This window comes from Nocardia cyriacigeorgica (assembly GCF_029868385.1).
In the GTDB taxonomy this organism is placed as follows: domain Bacteria; phylum Actinomycetota; class Actinomycetes; order Mycobacteriales; family Mycobacteriaceae; genus Nocardia; species Nocardia cyriacigeorgica_F.
Map to the genome: position 1 here is coordinate 55,491 of NZ_JARWNX010000043.1, position 16,106 is coordinate 71,596.

The 16,106-nt window shown below is 66.0% G+C and carries 17 protein-coding genes; 9 read left to right on the top strand and 8 right to left on the bottom strand.

Features of this window, described 5'->3' with window-relative positions; translation table 11 throughout:
- Nucleotides 1-17: 17 nt before the first annotated feature.
- The 4 genes from QH168_RS12360 to QH168_RS12375 are packed head-to-tail and all read right to left on the bottom strand — an operon-like array spanning nucleotide 18 to nucleotide 4,152.
- The gene (locus QH168_RS12360) at nucleotides 18-893 is read right to left on the bottom strand and encodes a TIGR03619 family F420-dependent LLM class oxidoreductase (protein ID WP_280234736.1); all 876 of its coding nucleotides are present in this window, start codon (nucleotides 891-893) and stop codon (nucleotides 18-20) included.
- Nucleotides 890-2,059: a thiolase domain-containing protein gene (locus QH168_RS12365; RefSeq protein WP_280234737.1), complete on the bottom strand. Its 1,170-nt coding sequence runs from the start codon at nucleotides 2,057-2,059 to the stop codon at nucleotides 890-892. The genes QH168_RS12360 and QH168_RS12365 overlap by 4 nt, the downstream gene beginning before the upstream one ends.
- Nucleotides 2,056-3,123: a thiolase domain-containing protein gene (locus tag QH168_RS12370; protein ID WP_280234738.1), complete on the bottom strand. Its 1,068-nt coding sequence runs from the start codon at nucleotides 3,121-3,123 to the stop codon at nucleotides 2,056-2,058. The genes QH168_RS12365 and QH168_RS12370 overlap by 4 nt, the downstream gene beginning before the upstream one ends.
- Before the next feature lie 12 nt (nucleotides 3,124-3,135).
- On the bottom strand, nucleotides 3,136-4,152 hold the full coding sequence (locus QH168_RS12375) for a Zn-ribbon domain-containing OB-fold protein (RefSeq protein ID WP_432421083.1): 1,017 nt from the start codon (nucleotides 4,150-4,152) through the stop codon (nucleotides 3,136-3,138).
- Between the two features lie 61 nt (nucleotides 4,153-4,213).
- Between QH168_RS12375 and QH168_RS12380 the strand changes: the two genes are divergently transcribed.
- Complete coding sequence (locus QH168_RS12380; protein WP_280234740.1) at nucleotides 4,214-5,251, top strand: LLM class F420-dependent oxidoreductase; 1,038 nt, start codon at nucleotides 4,214-4,216, stop codon at nucleotides 5,249-5,251.
- Nucleotides 5,252-5,625: 374 nt separating this feature from the next.
- Here the strand turns inward: QH168_RS12380 and QH168_RS12385 are convergent, their stop codons facing one another.
- A complete protein-coding gene (locus QH168_RS12385; protein WP_280234741.1) occupies nucleotides 5,626-6,615 on the bottom strand; it encodes a sigma-70 family RNA polymerase sigma factor in 990 nt (329 codons plus the stop codon).
- A gap of 200 nt (nucleotides 6,616-6,815) precedes the next feature.
- Between QH168_RS12385 and QH168_RS12390 the strand changes: the two genes are divergently transcribed.
- Complete coding sequence (locus QH168_RS12390) at nucleotides 6,816-7,235, top strand: VOC family protein (protein WP_280234742.1); 420 nt, start codon at nucleotides 6,816-6,818, stop codon at nucleotides 7,233-7,235.
- 64 nt (nucleotides 7,236-7,299) lie between these two features.
- Here QH168_RS12390 and QH168_RS12395 read toward each other — a convergent pair whose 3' ends face one another.
- The gene (locus QH168_RS12395; protein WP_280234743.1) at nucleotides 7,300-8,082 is read right to left on the bottom strand and encodes a crotonase/enoyl-CoA hydratase family protein; all 783 of its coding nucleotides are present in this window, start codon (nucleotides 8,080-8,082) and stop codon (nucleotides 7,300-7,302) included.
- 78 nt (nucleotides 8,083-8,160) lie between these two features.
- On the opposite strand from QH168_RS12395, the gene QH168_RS12400 reads away from it, so the two are divergent.
- The 3 genes from QH168_RS12400 to QH168_RS12410 all read left to right on the top strand — a co-directional run bounded on the left by QH168_RS12400 (nucleotide 8,161) and on the right by QH168_RS12410 (nucleotide 10,483).
- Nucleotides 8,161-9,810 carry an acyl-CoA synthetase gene (locus QH168_RS12400; RefSeq protein WP_280234744.1) on the top strand — a complete coding sequence of 550 codons (1,650 nt, stop codon included), beginning with the start codon at nucleotides 8,161-8,163 and terminating at the stop codon, nucleotides 9,808-9,810.
- Nucleotides 9,811-9,905: 95 nt separating this feature from the next.
- Nucleotides 9,906-10,103, top strand: a complete 198-nt coding sequence (locus QH168_RS12405; RefSeq protein WP_280234745.1) for an antitoxin Phd — start codon at nucleotides 9,906-9,908, stop codon at nucleotides 10,101-10,103.
- On the top strand, nucleotides 10,103-10,483 hold the full coding sequence (locus QH168_RS12410; protein WP_280234746.1) for a type II toxin-antitoxin system death-on-curing family toxin: 381 nt from the start codon (nucleotides 10,103-10,105) through the stop codon (nucleotides 10,481-10,483). Before QH168_RS12405 ends, QH168_RS12410 begins: the two co-directional genes overlap by 1 nt.
- Nucleotides 10,484-10,537: 54 nt before the next feature.
- Here the strand turns inward: QH168_RS12410 and QH168_RS12415 are convergent, their stop codons facing one another.
- Nucleotides 10,538-11,644 carry an acyl-CoA dehydrogenase family protein gene (locus QH168_RS12415; RefSeq protein ID WP_280234747.1) on the bottom strand — a complete coding sequence of 369 codons (1,107 nt, stop codon included), beginning with the start codon at nucleotides 11,642-11,644 and terminating at the stop codon, nucleotides 10,538-10,540.
- A 28-nt stretch (nucleotides 11,645-11,672) separates the two neighbouring features.
- On the bottom strand, nucleotides 11,673-12,866 hold the full coding sequence (locus QH168_RS12420; protein WP_280234748.1) for an acyl-CoA dehydrogenase family protein: 1,194 nt from the start codon (nucleotides 12,864-12,866) through the stop codon (nucleotides 11,673-11,675).
- A gap of 178 nt (nucleotides 12,867-13,044) precedes the next feature.
- Between QH168_RS12420 and QH168_RS12425 the strand changes: the two genes are divergently transcribed.
- From QH168_RS12425 to QH168_RS12440, 4 genes are all read left to right on the top strand, one after another.
- The gene (locus QH168_RS12425) at nucleotides 13,045-13,233 is read left to right on the top strand and encodes a ferredoxin (protein WP_280234947.1); all 189 of its coding nucleotides are present in this window, start codon (nucleotides 13,045-13,047) and stop codon (nucleotides 13,231-13,233) included.
- Nucleotides 13,234-13,276: 43 nt separating this feature from the next.
- Nucleotides 13,277-14,182: a 3-oxoacyl-ACP reductase gene (locus QH168_RS12430; protein ID WP_280234749.1), complete on the top strand. Its 906-nt coding sequence runs from the start codon at nucleotides 13,277-13,279 to the stop codon at nucleotides 14,180-14,182.
- Between the two features lie 300 nt (nucleotides 14,183-14,482).
- Complete coding sequence (locus tag QH168_RS12435) at nucleotides 14,483-15,247, top strand: MlaE family ABC transporter permease (protein WP_280234750.1); 765 nt, start codon at nucleotides 14,483-14,485, stop codon at nucleotides 15,245-15,247.
- Between the two features lie 4 nt (nucleotides 15,248-15,251).
- The gene (locus QH168_RS12440) at nucleotides 15,252-16,103 is read left to right on the top strand and encodes an MlaE family ABC transporter permease (RefSeq protein ID WP_280234751.1); all 852 of its coding nucleotides are present in this window, start codon (nucleotides 15,252-15,254) and stop codon (nucleotides 16,101-16,103) included.
- Nucleotides 16,104-16,106: the final 3 nt, after the last annotated feature.

Here is a 16,106-nt window from a genome sequence, read left to right on the forward strand (position 1 = left end):
TGCCCTTCCGGTCGGACTCAGCGAATCGGATCGTCGATATTCGCCGCGGCGAACTTGCGCAGCGATTCCTGTTTGGCGGCCAGCTCGCCATCGAATCCGATGCCTTCCAGCAGCCACGGCACCACGATCGCATCGGTCACACCGGCGTCGGCCAGATCCTGATAGCCGGATCGGCCGAACTTGTCGATGCAGACCGCTTGGATCTCGAACGGTTCCTCGGCGCGGTCGCACTCCGCACGCAACCGTCCCAGGGTGTCGATGGTTTCGCGCAGTTCGTCGAACTTCATCATGGCCGAGGTCCAGCCGTCGCCGACCCTGGCCGCCCGGCGCAAAGCCGCATCGGTGTGGCCGCCGATGTAGAACGGCACCGGCTCGGTGGGCGCCGGGCTCATCTGCAAAGGATCGAAATCGAAGAACTCGCCGTGATATTCGACCATACCGCCGTTCAGTACCAGCTTGATGACCTCGATCATCTCGTCCACCCGAGCGCCGCGGCGCGCGAAAGGCACACCGCACCACTCGAATTCCTCCGGCGCCCAGCCGATGCCGACGCCGAACCCGAATCGGTTGCCCGACATATTGGCCACCGAACCCACCTGCCGGGCCAGCAGCAACGGATTGCGGGAGCCGAGCTTGAGGACATTGGTGTAGAAGCGGATGCGGCTGGTGACAGCGGCCATGGCGGTCGCGGCGATCAGCGGATCGACCCACGGTGTTTCCGGGCCCCAGAAGCGGCTGCCGTCGGGGGTGTAGGGGTATTTCGCCGCCGCCGACTTCATATAGAACAGCGAATCGGGCAGTGCGATCGAGGAGAAACCGCATTCTTCCGCGGTCCGGGCCAGCTCGGGCAACTGCTCGAGTGGGCTCAGCGCGATACCGAGGGTGAATTTCATTCCGGACGCTCCGATCCGACTACCCACATCGAGAAGTACTGTGACCCACCGCCATAGGCGTGACCGAGTGCTTTACGGGCATTGTCCACCTGGTAGGCCCCGGCCCGGCCCATCACCTGCTTGGCTGCCTCGGCGAAACGGATCATGCCGGAGGCGCCGATCGGATTGGACGACAACACCCCACCCGACGGATTCACCGGCAGCGTGCCACCGATCTCGGTTTCGCCCTTATCGGTGAGCTTCCAGCCGTCGCCGGGTGCGGCGAAGCCGAGATTCTCCAGCCACATCGGCTCGAACCAGGAGAACGGGACGTAGATCTCGGCGGCATCGATCTCACTGAGCGGATCGGTGATACCGGCCTGCTTCCACAGTGCGGCCGCCGCATCGCGCCCGGCCTGCGGATTGACCTGGTCGCGTCCGGCGAAGGTGGTGGGCTCGGTCCGCATGGCGGTCGCGTGCACCCAGGCCACCTTCTTGCCCGCCGCTTCCACCGCGGCGGCCGAACTCTCGCCGCCGATGACGACCGCGCAGGCGCCGTCGGAGGAGGGGCAGGTCTCGTCGAAGCGGATCGGATCCCACAGCATCTGCGAGGCCAGCACCGATTCCATGGTGATATCCGGCTGCTTCAGATGGGCGTAGGGGTTCTTGGCGCCATTGCGCCGATCCTTGGCCGCAACCATCGCACCGATATGGCCCGGCGCGTTGGAGCGACGGATGTATGAGCGCACATGCGGTGCGAAATAGCCGCCCGCGCCCGCGCCGACCGGCATGGTGAACGGCACCGGAATCGACAACGCCCACATGGCATTCGACTCCGACTGCTTCTCCCACGCCACCGCGAGCACCCGCTCGTGTACACCACCCTGCACCAGGTTGGCGGCGACGACACCGGTCGAGCCGCCCACCGAGCCCGCGGTGTGCACCCGCAGCAGCGGTTTGCCCGGCGCACCGAGGGCGTCGGCGAGGTACAGCTCGGGCATCATCACGCCCTCGAACATGTCCGGCGCCTTGCCGACCACGACCGCGTCGATATCTGCCATGGTCACACCCGCGTCGGCCAGCGCGCGATCGATGGCTTCACGGCACATGCCCGCCATCGACACGTCGCTGCGTTTTGTCACGTGATGGGTTTGTCCGGTGCCGAGCACCGCAGCCGGGAAACTCATCGGCCAGCCTCCGAATCCAGAACGGTCACAAGGTTTTGTTGCAGCGCGGGACCGCTGGTGGCGTGCGCCAGCGCGCGCTCGGCGGTGCCGGCCATGATTTCCTTCGCCGCATAACCGATGCGTTCGAGCCCGGCCGCGAACATGGGATTTCCGGCCAGCGCGCCACCGGAGGGATTGACCCGGGTGTGCTTGTCCAGACCGATCGCCTCGGCCAGGATCAATTCCTGATGGCTGAACGGAGCGTGCAGCTCGGCGATATCGAAACCGCTGGTATCGCCGCCGGTCACCGCATGGGCGGCGGCCTGCGTCGTGGGCGAGACGGTCAGATCACGGCCGCCGAGCACCGACGAGTCGATGCGGTGCGCCATCCCGGTGATCCAGGCCGGGCGTTCGCACAGCTCGCGGGCGCGGTCGCCCACCGCGAGCACGATCGCGGCCGCGCCGTCGGTGATCGGTGCGACATCGTGCTCACGCAATGGGTCGGCGATATACGGCGCCGCGAGCAGCTCATCGATCGAGGCGCCCCCGGCGCGGTGCGCACGGGAGACCGCGGCCATGTCCCGCTCACTCCAGCGTCCCGCGTCCAGGCCCGCTCTGGCCTGCAAACCCGCGATGGACAGCGCATCCGGCCACAGCGGTGTCACCAGATACGGGTCCAGCTGCATCGACAGGATCTGGCGCAGGGTGCCCGCGGAGGACTTGCCGAAGCCGTACACCAGCGCGGTGCGGGCCTGGCCGGAACGCAGCTTCACCCACGCCTCGTACAGCGCCCAGGCCGCGTCCATCTCGACATGCGATTCGTTGATCGGTGGAACCGCGCCGATCGAATCGACCGCGGAGATGAACGAGAAGGCCCGTCCGGCAAGGTAATCGGAGGAGCCGGAGCACCAGAAATCGATATCGGTCTTGCTGATGCCGAGCTGGTCGTAGATCTGCTGGAAGCATGGTCCAAGCATTTCCACGCCATTGGTGGTGCCGAAGGTCTCCCGCACATGGGGCGCGTGCGCGAAGCCGACGACGGCGATGTCGGTGGCGTTATCGGTCGTACGCTCGGTGATGGTCACTCGGGAGCCCTCTCACAGGTGATGCTTGTAGGTTTCGTAATCGGCGTCCGGCTCGCCGGAGGGCTCGAAGTGGTCGACGTTCTCCAGGCCGTAACCCCACTCTTCGCGCGGTTTCCACACCGCGCGCACCCGCATACCCATCCGCACCTGTTCGGCCGCACATCCGAGCACCAGGTGCAGCACGGGAATATCGGCGCCGTCGAGCAGCACGTAGGCGGCCACGTAGGGCGGTGTGATCCGCTGGCCGAGGAACGGCACATTGACGATGCAGAACGTGGTGACCGTGCCGGTATCGGCCAGTTCGACCATGTCGTCGGTCGGCTTGCCGGTGGTCGGGTTGGCGCCACGCGGTGGGAAATAGACCTTGTCCCCGGCGTGGGTGCGACCGCCGATGAGCTTGCCTTCTTTGAGCCCACGCAGATACACCGTCTCCTGCGGGGAGGCCGTGTGCTTGTAGCTCATATCCACCGGCGTCACGAGCATGGTGACCGGTTCGGTATCCGACGCCGGGGTTTGCGCACCGGCGGTGGAGGTTTCGCCGGGTTCGAAGCAGGCGATGTCGTGAATGGTGCCGGTGGTCTCGGTGGCCCAGCGGGCGCGCACCCGCATACCGGTGCTGATCTGGTCCGGGCTCGCCACGTCCACCGCGTGCAGCAGCGCGGTGTCGGCACCGTCGAGCTCGATCAGCGCGTAGGCGAACGGACGATCGAAGGGCTGACCCGGCAGCGGGTCACGCACCCAGGTCCAGGAGGCGACGGTGCCGACATCGGCCACATCGACGAACTCGCCGAGCGGATCGGAGGTCACCGGATCGTATTCGGACGGCGGAACCAGCACCCGGCCGTCCGAACCACGCACGCCGACGATGCGGCGCTCGCGCAGCCCGGTCAGGAACCGTCCGATGATCGGTCCCACCGAGCGGGTGTAGTCGAATGTCATTCGCAGCGGCGCGCTGAGTACGTCGCTCGGTTCCAGTCCGGGCGGGCGATCCTGCGTGATTGCCGTGGGTGCAGTATTCCCCTGAGTCACGATATCGAGTAGAACAGGTTCTTATTCTGCTGGCAAGCAGTCGACCGGAAAGGGGACCGATATGCGGTTCGGATTGCAGCTCGGATACTGGGGTGCGGCGCCGCCGCAGCAGACCGGTGAGTTGGTGGTCGCCGCCGAGGAGGCCGGTTTCGACGCGGTGTTCGCGGCCGAGTCGTGGGGATCGGATGCGTTCGGCCCGCTGGCCTGGTGGGGGTCGTCGACCAGCCGGGTGCGGCTGGGTACCTCCGTCGCGCAGTTGTCGGCGCGCACCCCCGCCGCGACCGCGATGCATGCGCTGACGCTCGATCACCTCAGCGGGGGCCGCGCCATCCTCGGGCTCGGCGTCTCCGGACCGCAGGTGGTGGAGGGGTGGTACGGGCAGCCGTTCGCCAAACCGTTGCAGCGCACCAGGGAGTACGTCGACATCATCCGCAAGGTGCTCGCGCGTGAGGCGCCCGTCGTCAGCGACGGGCCGCATTACACGCTGCCCTACGCCGGTCCCGGAGCGACCGGGCTCGGTAAACCGCTCAAGCCGATCGTGCATCCGCTACGTGCGGATCTGCCGATCTGGCTGGGCGCGGAGGGGCCGAAGAATGTCGCGCTGACCGCCGAGATCGCCGACGGCTGGCTGGCCATCTACTACGCGCCCCGGCTGGCCGGGATGTACAACGAATGGCTCGATGAAGGCTTTGCCCGGCCCGGCGCCCGCCGTACCCGCGAGACCTTCGAAATCGCCGCCAGCGCCCAGGTGATCATCACCGACGATCCGGCGGCCGAGATCGAACGACTGCGCTGGGTGATGTCGCTCTACATCGGCGGCATGGGCGCCCCCGAACTCAACTTCCACGCCCAGGTCTATCGGCGGATGGGCTACGAGCGCGAGGTCGAGGAGATCGGCAAACTCTTCCAGGCGGGCCGCAAGGCCGAGGCGGCAGCCGTGGTCCCCGACGAGATGGTGCTCGACACCACGATCATCGGCAACGAGGACGAGGTGCGTAAGCAGATCGGCGTCTGGGAGGCGGCGGGCGTCACGATGATGCTCGTCTCGGTGAGCGATCTCGATCAGCTGCGGCGCCTGACACCCCTCATCGGCTCATAGAACATGTTGCAGAATGCGGGCGGTTGCCGCCGCCCGCACCTGCCACGAGTGGGCGGCGCCAGCCGTCGACCAATCGGACGGCAGTGTCGGACATATGCGAAGCGGTGACCGCAGCAGCATCCCGACCGGGACGGCCATCACCACGACGCCGACCCACAAAGCGGTCTGCGCCGACCACACTCCGGCGACGAACCCGCCCACGACGGTACCGAGCGGTATCGCGCCCTACGTGACGCCTGCGGGACTGCCCGCCGCGGTCCGGTTCTCCGCCGGTGAGATCGAGGGATTCGAATCGCTGGCGTGTCTCGGTGCGGCGGGCATCCATCGGTCCGGTGACCCGGACCGCCACTCGGATCTGATACCCGGCTACCGGCTCAGGCGGCTTCGCGCAACTCCGGCTCCAGGCCGAACAGTGGGAACAGTTTCTCGGTGTCGAGGAAGAAGTTGAGCCCGGAGATCTCGCCGTCGGTGAATTCCAGGACGGTGATCGACCAGGGCACCCACACGCCCGGCCGGTCGCTCGGCTTGTAGTGGCCGAAGGCGGGCAGACCGTTGGCGCCCTCGAGCCGGACCAGGCGCGAATCCCGGCAGGCCACGCCGTGGCCGAGCATGAACTCCGCGACATTGGCCGGACCGGAGACCCAGAACTCGAGCGGCGGCATGGACAGCGCCACATCGGTTTTCAGCAGGGTGGTGAGGGTGTCCATATCGTAGGTCTCGAACGCCTTGACGAAATCGTCGATCAGTTTGCGCTGTCCGTCGTCGGTCTCGTCGTAGGTGTCGGTAACCGCGGGCTGCACCTTGGACATGGTGGCGCGGGCGCGCTGCAAAGCGCTGTTGACCGAGGCCGGTGACATGGTGAGCGCCTCGGCCGTCTCGCTGGCGGAGAAACGCAGCACCTCGCGCATGATCAGGATGGCGCGCTGGGTGGCGGGCAGATGCTGACAGGCCGCGACGAAGGCCAGCCGCAGGGTGTCCTTGGCGCTGGCGTGCTCGGCCGGATCGGCCCCGAAGGCAAGGGCGTTGGGGATGGGCTCGACCCAGACGTAATCCGGCTGCGGCGCGGTGAGCGGTGAATCCGGGCTCGACGGGCCCGACATGTCCATCGGCCGCGCCCGGCGCTGCGGACCGTCGAGCATGTCCAGGCAGACGTTGGTGGCGATCCGGTACAACCAGGAACGCAGGCTGGCCCGCCCCTCGAACCCGTCGTAGGCCTTCCAGGCGCGGGTGAAGGTCTCCTGCACCGCGTCCTCGGCCTCGAAGGAGGAACCGAGCATGCGGTAGGCGTAGGCGCACAGCTCGCGGCGGTGCACCTCGAAAGAATCCATGACTTCGGCGGTGGCTGTGCCCGACGACTCGCTCATGGATGTCACTGTGGCACATGCCACCGACAACAAACAGACATCCGGGCGATCGTTTGCCGAGGTAAACACCACCTCGGCCCCAGCAAGCGCACCAGTACCGCCAGTAACGGATATCGGGTTTCGGCGGCGGCGATGAGTTTCCGCGACGGGCCCCGTCTCTATGGGTGAAGCGAGCACACGACGACCGAGAGGCCGAAAAAATGAGCACCAAGATGATCTTCGTCAATCTCCCCGTGACCGACCTGGCGCGGTCGAAGAATTTCTACGAGGCACTCGGCTGGAAGGTCAACCAGGACTTCACCGATGAGAACGCCTCCTGCATCGTTATCGACGACAACATCTGCCTGATGCTGCTGACCAGGGAGTACTTCGCCACCTTCGCGAAGCGCCCGATCGCCGACACCGCGGCGACCACCGCCGCTGGTTACGCGCTCTCGCTCGGCAGTGCACAGGAGGTGGACCAGCTCACCGAGGCGGCGCTGGCCGCGGGCGGGCGGGAAGAGGTCAACGAGGAAAAGCGCTCCCAGGAGGCCGAGGTCGGCATGCACGGACGCACCTTCCTCGACCCCGACGGCCACCAGTGGGAGCCGTTCTGGATGGACTACCCGGGCGCCAACTGACCCTGGATGCCGAACGTCCCCGGCGCGTCGAGCCCGCCGGGGACGTTCGAGGTTTCGGAACAGTTCAGTTGCCCGTGAAGGTCGGCGTGCGCTTCTCGGCGAAGGCCTTCGGGCCCTCCTTGGCATCGGCCGAGGTGAACACCGCCATACCGAGTTCGGCGTCGATCTTGAAAGCGTCTTCCTCCGGCAGGCATTCGGTTTCGCGGATGGTGCGCAGGATCGCTTGCACCGCCAGCGGTCCGTTGGCCGCGATCTTGTCGGCCAGCTCCAGCGCCTTGTCCAGTGCGGTGCCATCGGGCACCACATGGCCGATCAGCCCGATCTCCTTGGCTTCGGCGGCGGTGACATGCCTGCCGGTGAGCAGAATGTCGGCGGCGACGGTGTAGGGGATCTGGCGTACCAGGCGCACCGCCGAACCGCCGAGTGGGAACAGGCCCCAACGCGCCTCGGACACACCGAACTTCGCGCTCTCGCCCGCGACCCGGATATCGGTGCCCTGCAAGATCTCGGTGCCACCGGCGATGGCGGGCCCCTCGATCGCCGCGATCAGCGGTTTGGTGAGTCTGCGGCCCTTGAGCAGCGCCTCGATCCTGGACAGATCCCAACCGCCGCCGGAGAACGAGTCGCCGGGGTGCTGCGAGGTCATCGCCTTCAGATCCGCACCGGCGCAGAAGGCGCCGCCCGCGCCGGTCAGAATCGCGACCCGGATGTCGGGATCGTTGTCCACCTGATCCCAGGCATCGCGCATGATCGCCATCATCTCGCCGGAGAGGGCGTTGCGGGCCTCGGGGCGGTTCATGGTGACGATGAGAACGTGGTCGCGTTTCTCGACGAGGCAGTGCGGCATCGCGGAAATCTCCTGGCTCGAGGACGTGGTGTAAAAGCACCCTTGTCAGGAACAGTAACACGTTCTATTTTTAGGTTTGTGAGCTACAACATAGCGGACCTCATCGAGCACACCATCGACCTCATGCCCGATCGCGTCGCACTGGTCGACGACGTTCGTGAGGTCACCTATGCCCAGTTGGAGGAGCGGACCAACAAGCTAGCCCACTACCTGCAAGAACAGGGCGTCCAGCCGGGCGACAAGGTAGGCATCTACTCGCGCAACACCATCGAGGCCGTCGAGGCGATGGTCGCGGTGTTCAAGGCGCGCGCCGTGATGGTCAACGTCAACTTCCGTTACGTCGAGAACGAGTTGCAATACATCTTCGATAATTCGGATATGGTCGCGTTGATTCACGAGCGCCGCTACAGCGACAAAGTGACCGCCGTACGGCCGAGTGTGCCGAAGTTGACGACCGTGATCGTGGTCGACGACGATACCGCCGGGCAGGTGCCCACCGCAGTGGATTCGGTCGATTACGAAACCGCCCTCGCCGGATCATCGGGCGAGCGTGACTTCGGTGAACGTTCCCCCGACGACATCTTCATGCTCTACACCGGCGGCACCACCGGTATGCCCAAGGGCGTGATGTGGCGCCAGGAGGACTGGTGGCGAGTGCTCGGCGGTGGCACCAACTTCGGTACCGGCGAGAAGATCGAAGACGAATGGCAGCAAGCCAAAGCGGGCGCGAGTGGCGCGCCGCTGGTGCGCTACCCGATCCCGCCGATGATCCACGGCGGCTCGCAGGCCGCGACCTTCCACGGTCTGTTCGACGGCGGTAAGACCGTCATGCTGCCGGAGTTCAGCGGGCACAGCGTCTGGCAGGCGATCGACCGGCACGGCGTGAACATGATCTTCATCACCGGCGATGCGATGGCCCGCCCCATGCTGGACGCGCTGCGCGAAGGTAACCCGGAAACCGGTGCGCCCTACCAGCATTCGAACCTGTGGGCGATGGCCAGCAGTGCGGCCCTGTTCTCGCCGACGCTCAAGGATCAGTACCTGGAGCTGTTGCAGACCACCGTCATCACCGATTCGATCGGCTCCTCGGAAACCGGGTTCGGTGGTTTGTCCATCGCGGCCAAGGGCGCGACGCACACCGGTGGACCGCGAGTGAAGATCGACGCCTCCACCGAGGTGCTCGACGACGACGGCAATCCGGTCGTGCCGGGTTCCGGCCAGGTCGGCCTGATCGCCCGCAAGGGTCATATCCCGCTCGGCTACTACGGCGACCCGGTCAAGACGGCGGCGACCTTCAAAGAGTTCAACGGGGTCCGATACTCGATTCCGGGTGATTTCGCCCGCGTCGAGGAGGACGGCACGGTCACCATGCTCGGCCGCGGTTCGGTGTGCATCAACAGCGGTGGCGAGAAGATCTATCCCGAAGAGGTCGAGGGAGCTCTCAAGACCCATCCGGAGATCTTCGACGCGCTGGTCGTCGGCGTACCCGACGAGCGCTGGGGCCAGCGGGTGGCCGCGGTGGTCCAGTGTCGCGGCGACAAGCGCCCCACCCTCGACGAACTGCGCCCGATCCTGACCAAGGAAGTCTCGTCCTACAAGCTGCCCCGCAGCCTCTGGTTCGTCGACGAGATCAAGCGTTCCCCCGCGGGCAAGCCCGACTACCGCTGGGCCAAGGCGCAGACCGAAGACCGCCCCGCCGACGAGCACGCCGAGGCGAGCGGCAAGTAGTCACATCCACCATTCAGGGCCGTCGCGAACCCCGCGGCGGCCTTGGTCTTCGTTATCCATGGTACGGATTGGTACCGCGCGGTACCATCGATGGCGTGGCGGGACTGAATGTCAGGTTTACCGAAGAAGAGTTGGCGGCGCTGCGTGCGCGAGCCGATGAGGAGGGGCGGAGCATGCAGCAGTTCGCGCACGATGCGGTGATCAAGGCCATCAACGAGCACGCGCGGTTGTTCAACGAGGCCGCCGATCATGTCCTACGCGCCAGTGAGGAGCTGAATCGGAGACTGGCCTGATGCAGCACCTCACGTTGGTCGAGCTGCTGAATCTCGCCGAGCGCCTCGGAACGCCGGAGGTCCGCGACTATGGGCTGTTGCAGTCGGCTCTTGCCCGTCCACAGGCGAGCGTTTTCGGTCAGGATGCCTACCCGGATGTATGGCACAAGGCCGCTGCTCTGATGGAGTCGATCGCGCGAAACCATGGGCTGGTAGACGGTAACAAGCGGTTGGCTTGGTACGCGGCGTGGGTTTTTCTGCATCTGAACGGCCATCCATTGGATGTCCGGTTCGACGTGGACGCGGCAGAGCGATTCGTGCTCGAGGTATGCCAGGGCTTGCTGGATGTTCCCGGGATTGCCGGTGAACTCATGAAGTTCACGGCTCCGGGTGTGAGCTGAATGAACGAGGTCGGCCCGCCGGATGACATCCGGCGGGCCGATCGTGTTCCGGGGTCAGGCCGATTCGGCCAGATGTTCCGCCAGTGGCAGCAGATGATCCGGCGCCGGACCGAGCGCGAACTCGTTGTGCTTGGCGGCGGTGAAGTAGTTCTGCACGATGTGGTCGCGGTCGATGCCGACGCCGCCGTGCACGTGGACGACGGTGTGGGCCACGCGGTGGCCTGCTTCGGCGGCCCAGAACTTGGCGGTGTGCACGGCGGGGGCGGCGGGGAGGTCTTCGGACAGTTGCCAGGCGGCCTGGGTGACGGTCAGGCGCAGGCCGCCGACGTCGATGTAGGCGTCGGCGAGGCGCTGGGCCACGGCCTGGAAGCTGCCGATGGCCTTACCGAACTGTTCGCGCTCGCGGGCATAGTCGGCCACCAGCTCCAGTGCGCGTTCCAGGGTGCCGAGCTGCTGCGCGCTCACTCCGAGCCAGGCTCGCAGTAACAGCCAATCGAGGATCTCGGCGCCGGTTTCGACGGTACCGAGCAGCTCGGCCGGGGTCGCGGCGAATTCGACGATGAATTCCGCGCTGCGGTCGACCACCTGCTGGGCGGTCGCCTGCACCGAGGAATGCGATGGGTCGACCAGGAATACCGCGGTCTGTCCGGATACGGTGGCGGGCACCAGGATCCGGTGCGCGCGATCGGCGACGGGAACGGTGGTCTTCACACCGGTGACCTGCCAGCCCTCGGCGGCCTCGGCCGCGGTGGTGACCGGCTTCCCGGTGTCCCAATTGTGCTCCTCGGTCAGGGCGGCGGTGAGGATCACCTCGCCCGCGCCCGCCCGCCGGGCCAGTTCCCGCTGTTCGGCGCTGCCATAGCGGGCCAGGGCACCGGCCCCGAGCACGATCGAGGACAGATACGGCACGGCCGCCACATACCGGCCGAGTTCGCGCAGAACGGCGGTCTGCTCCAGCACACCGAAACCGTTGCCGCCGACCGCTTCCGGAAGTGCCGCGGCGAGCACGCCGGTCTCGGCCAGCGACTGCCACAGTGGTTCGTCGAAGCGCACCGCGGCGGTATCGAGTTCGCGCAGCCGATCGTCGGTGACCAGTTTGGCGCAGACCTCGCCGGTCAACCGGGCCAGATCGCCCTGGGCCTCGGTAGGAGTGAAATCCATGGTGAATACCTACTTTCGAAGTCCGGTCTCAGCGGGCGGCGGCGGGTTGCTTCAGCGCGGTCATGGCGATGATGTCGCGCTGGACCTCGTTGGTGCCGCCACCGAAGGTGAGGATCAGCGCGGCCCGGTGCATCCGCTCCAACCGTCCGCGCAGTACCGATCCGGGGGAGTCCTGGCGCAGATACGCCTGCGGTCCGAGCACCTCCATCAGCAACCGGTAGGCCTCGGTGGCCAGCTCGGTGCCGTACACCTTGCAGGCCGAGGCATCCCATGGCCGCGGCGCGGCATCGCCACCGGCGTCGGCGCGGCTGGCGATCTCCCAGTTCAGCAGCTTCAGATATTCCACCTTGGCGTGCACCCGGGCCAGATTCAGCCGCACCCATTCCCGATCGATCACCCGTGTGCCGTCGGAGGAGGTGGTCTCGCGCGCCCATTCGACGGTCTGGCGCAGTGCCAGCGCGAGCGGCGCCGACGAGGTGAGCGCGACCCGCTCGTGGTTGAGCTGGTTGGTGACCAGCGGCCAACCGCCGTGTTCCTTGCCGACCAGTGAGGTCGCCGGTACGCGCACGTCCTGGTAGTAGGTGGCGCTGGTATCGGGCCCGGCCATGGTGTGCACCGGCGTCCAGGAGAAACCTTCGGCATCGGTCGGCACGATCAGCATGCTGATGCCCTTGTGCTTCTTGGCCGTCGGATCGGTGCGGCAGGCCAGCCAGACGTAGTCGGCGTAGGCGATGAGGCTGGTCCACATCTTCTGGCCGTTGATGACGTAGTCGTCGCCGTCGCGTACCGCGGTGGTGCGCAGCGACGCCAGGTCGGTGCCCGCTCCCGGTTCGGAGTAACCGATGGCGAAATGTAGTTCACCGGCCGCGATCTTGGGCAGGAAGAACTTCTTCTGTTCCTCGCTGCCGTAGTGCATGATCGTCGGCGCGACCGAGTTGATGGTCAGGAACGGCACCGGCGCGCCCGCGATGGCGGCCTCGTCGGTGAAGATCAGCTGATCGAGCATGGGCCGATCCTGGCCGCCGAACTCCTTGGGCCAGCCGAGGGCGAGCCAGCCGTCGCGGCCCATCTCCTGTACGACCTCGCGGTAGACGTTGCCCTGCCCGTATTCGCCGGTCTGCGCGCTGAGCGCGACGCGACGTTCGGGGGTGATCAGCTTGGCGAAGTAGTCGCGCAGCTCCGCTCGTAGCTGTTGCTGCTGCGGCGTGTAGGCGATGCGCATGGGCGTTACCTCGGGCCTTCGTTCATCGAATAGGGACACGCGGATGGAAACCGGCGTTCCGATCATTGCATATCGACTGAAACATGTTCCAGTATTGATAGTGGATCCACTCGATGTCGGCCCGCGCGGCCACATCGGCTTGTTACTCTTCGGCGACAGCCGCGGTGAAGGAGTTCTGATGAAGGTCAGTGTTGATCTCGACCAGTGCGAAGCGAACGGAATCTGTGTCGGAATCGCCCCCGACGTGTTCGAACTCGATGATGAGGATGTGCTGCACATTGCCGAGGGTGAAGTGCCCGACGATCGTGTCGCCGAGGTGGAGGATGCGGTCGCGCAATGTCCGAAAGCGGCGCTGAAATTGTTGTGATCGACCCTTGCCGTGGATTGGAACACGTTCTAAAGTCGGCCCGGTGAACGATAACGATGTGAGCCTCGCCGGACGTGTTGCGATCGTGACCGGGGCGGGTGCCGGTCTCGGCCGCGCCGAGGCGCTGGCCCTCGCCGGTGCCGGTGCCTCGGTCGTCGTCAATGATCTGTCCGACTCGGAAGCCGTGGATCAGACCATGGCCGAGATCCGCGCGCTCGGCGCGAAGGCGGAGTTCGTCGCGGGCAGCGTCGCCGAACGGTCGACCGCCGATGAGCTGATCCGAACCGCCACCGAAGCGTTCGGCGGGCTGGACATCGTGGTCAACAATGCCGGTATCACCCGTGACCGGATGCTGTTCAATATGTCCGACGAGGACTGGGACGCGGTGATCGCCGTCCACCTGCGCGGGCACTTTCTGCTGTGCCGCAATGCGGGCGCGTACTGGCGCGGTAAGTCCAAGGAGAACGGCGGGCCGGTGTACGGCCGTATCGTCAACACCTCGTCGGAGGCGGGTCTGCTCGGTCCGGAAGGGCAGTCGAACTACGGCGCCGCGAAGGCGGGCATCACCGCGCTGACATTGTCGGCGGCGCGTGGTCTGTCCCGCTACGGCGTGCGGGCCAATGCGATCTGCCCGCGGGCTCGTACCGCGATGACCGAGGCGGTGTTCAGTGAGGCGCCCGAGGGTGTGGTCGATCCGCTCTCGCCCGATCACGTCGCCCGGTTGGTCGCCTATCTGTCCTCGCCCGCGGCCGAATCGGTCAACGGCCAGGTGTTCGTGGTGTACGGCCCGATGGTCGCGCTCATGGCCGCACCGGTGGTCGAACAGCGCTTCGACGCACCGGGGGAGCAGTGGTCGACCGGCGATCTGGCCGCCACGCTGGGCGGGTACTTCGCCCAGCGGCCGGAAAGTCGTACGTTCTCTGCAACGTCACTACACGAACTGGGCTGACCAGCCCGATAGTCCGTCGACCGGCTCGAATGTTTTCTGAACGACCGTCCAAGAGTTGATCGGTCGTCCAGCAGTTGGTAGACATGGGGATCGTATGTGCCAGGGCTCACAACCGTGATGCTCAACACGTATGAACCAGGTTTCAATCTTACTGTCTGAGATTGGAACGAAATAGCAGTTCAAATGCGGCCAAAAGCCAACCGGAATCTAGTGAACATGTTCTACTTATCCCCGGATGCGGGACGGTTACGACCGTCGTGTCCGTCAGCGGGACAAGTAGTAGGGCAAGGAGGATCGCCGATGAACGAGGTCCTTGCCGTGCCACTGCGGGCGGTCGGCGGGTTCTTCGACCTCACGGCGGAGGTGGCGCGTGCGAGCGTTCGCAGGCCGTTCCAGGCACGAGAGTTCGTCGATCAGTCCTGGTTCATCGCGCGAGTCTCGATCGTGCCGACCCTGCTGGTCGCCATCCCGTTCACGGTGCTGGTCAGCTTCACGCTGAACATCCTGCTGCGCGAGATCGGCGCGGCCGACCTCAGCGGCGCGGGCGCGGCCTTCGGTGCGGTGACCCAGGTCGGCCCCATCGTCACGGTGCTCATCGTTGCGGGCGCCGGTGCCACCGCCATCTGCGCGGACCTGGGCGCACGCACCATTCGTGAGGAGATCGACGCGATGCGCGTACTCGGCATCGACCCGGTCCAACGACTGGTCGTGCCACGCGTGCTCGCCTCGATGTTCGTCGCGCTGCTGCTCAACGGCCTGGTGTGCACCATCGGCATCCTCGGCGGGTTCCTGTTCTCGGTGCTGTTGCAGGATGTGAACCCCGGCGCCTTCGTCAACGGGATCACCCTGCTGACCAATCTGCCCGAACTGGTGATCTCCGAGGTCAAGGCGGGTCTGTTCGGGCTCATCGCGGGCCTGGTCGCCTGCTATCTGGGCCTCAATGTCAAAGGCGGACCCAAGAGTGTCGGTGATGCGGTGAACCAGACCGTCGTCTTCGCCTTCATGGCGCTGTTCGTGGTCAACGTCGTCGTCACGGCGGTCGGCATCAAGTTCTCGGTGCGGTGACCCGATGGCCTTCGTGATCCAATCCAAGTTCCCCCGCACCGTGCGGCGGGTGCGCCGGATGTCGAACTCCATGGACGAACTCGGCAAACAGGCCGTGTTCTACGCGCGGGCGATCGGCGCCATGCCGAAAGCGCTCGTGCACTACCGCACCGAGACCATCCGGCTCATCGCCGAGATCAGCATGGGTACCGGCGCGCTGGCCGTCATCGGCGGCACCGTGGTGATCGTCGGCTTCCTCACGCTGTTCACCGGCGGCACCATCGCCGTGCAGGGTTACAGCTCACTCGGCAATATCGGCGTCGAGGCGTTGACCGGCTTCTTCGCGGCCTTCATCAATGTGCGCATCGCGGCGCCGGTGATCTCCGGTATCGGCCTCGCCGCCACCATCGGCGCGGGTTCCACCGCGCAGCTGGGCGCGATGCGGGTGGCCGAGGAGATCGACGCGCTCGAATCCATGGGTATCCGGCCGGTGCCGTACCTGGTGGGCACCAGGGTGCTCGCGGGCATGATCGCGATCGTGCCGCTGTACTCGCTGGCCGTCATCGCCTCGTTCGTCGCCAGCCGGTTCGCCACCGTGGTCATCTACGGGCAATCGGCGGGCGTCTACGACCATTACTTCTCCACCTTCCTGATCCCCAGCGACATCCTCTGGTCGTTCGTACAGGCGATCCTCATGGCGGTGGCCGTGATGATGATCCACACCTACTACGGCTTCCATGCCGCGGGCGGCCCGGTGGGCGTCGGCATCGCCGTCGGGAATGCGGTGCGGGCCTCCCTGGTCGCGGTGGTCACGGTGACGCTGCTGGTCTCGCTGGCCATCTACGGCACCTCCGGCAACTTCAACCTCTCCGGATAGCGG

Coding starts and splice junctions, on each gene's coding strand:
- QH168_RS12395 (WP_280234743.1), bottom strand. CDS start 8,082: ATGCCGCACTGCCTCGTCGAGAAACGCGACCACGTTCTCATCGTCACC.
- QH168_RS12425 (WP_280234947.1), top strand. CDS start 13,045: ATGAAGGTCAGTGTTGATCTCGACCAGTGCGAAGCGAACGGAATCTGT.
- QH168_RS12390 (WP_280234742.1), top strand. CDS start 6,816: ATGAGCACCAAGATGATCTTCGTCAATCTCCCCGTGACCGACCTGGCG.
- QH168_RS12415 (WP_280234747.1), bottom strand. CDS start 11,644: ATGGATTTCACTCCTACCGAGGCCCAGGGCGATCTGGCCCGGTTGACC.
- QH168_RS12420 (WP_280234748.1), bottom strand. CDS start 12,866: ATGCGCATCGCCTACACGCCGCAGCAGCAACAGCTACGAGCGGAGCTG.
- QH168_RS12435 (WP_280234750.1), top strand. CDS start 14,483: ATGAACGAGGTCCTTGCCGTGCCACTGCGGGCGGTCGGCGGGTTCTTC.
- QH168_RS12360 (WP_280234736.1), bottom strand. CDS start 893: ATGAAATTCACCCTCGGTATCGCGCTGAGCCCACTCGAGCAGTTGCCC.
- QH168_RS12365 (WP_280234737.1), bottom strand. CDS start 2,059: ATGAGTTTCCCGGCTGCGGTGCTCGGCACCGGACAAACCCATCACGTG.
- QH168_RS12380 (WP_280234740.1), top strand. CDS start 4,214: ATGCGGTTCGGATTGCAGCTCGGATACTGGGGTGCGGCGCCGCCGCAG.
- QH168_RS12385 (WP_280234741.1), bottom strand. CDS start 6,615: ATGAGCGAGTCGTCGGGCACAGCCACCGCCGAAGTCATGGATTCTTTC.
- QH168_RS12410 (WP_280234746.1), top strand. CDS start 10,103: ATGCAGCACCTCACGTTGGTCGAGCTGCTGAATCTCGCCGAGCGCCTC.
- QH168_RS12440 (WP_280234751.1), top strand. CDS start 15,252: ATGGCCTTCGTGATCCAATCCAAGTTCCCCCGCACCGTGCGGCGGGTG.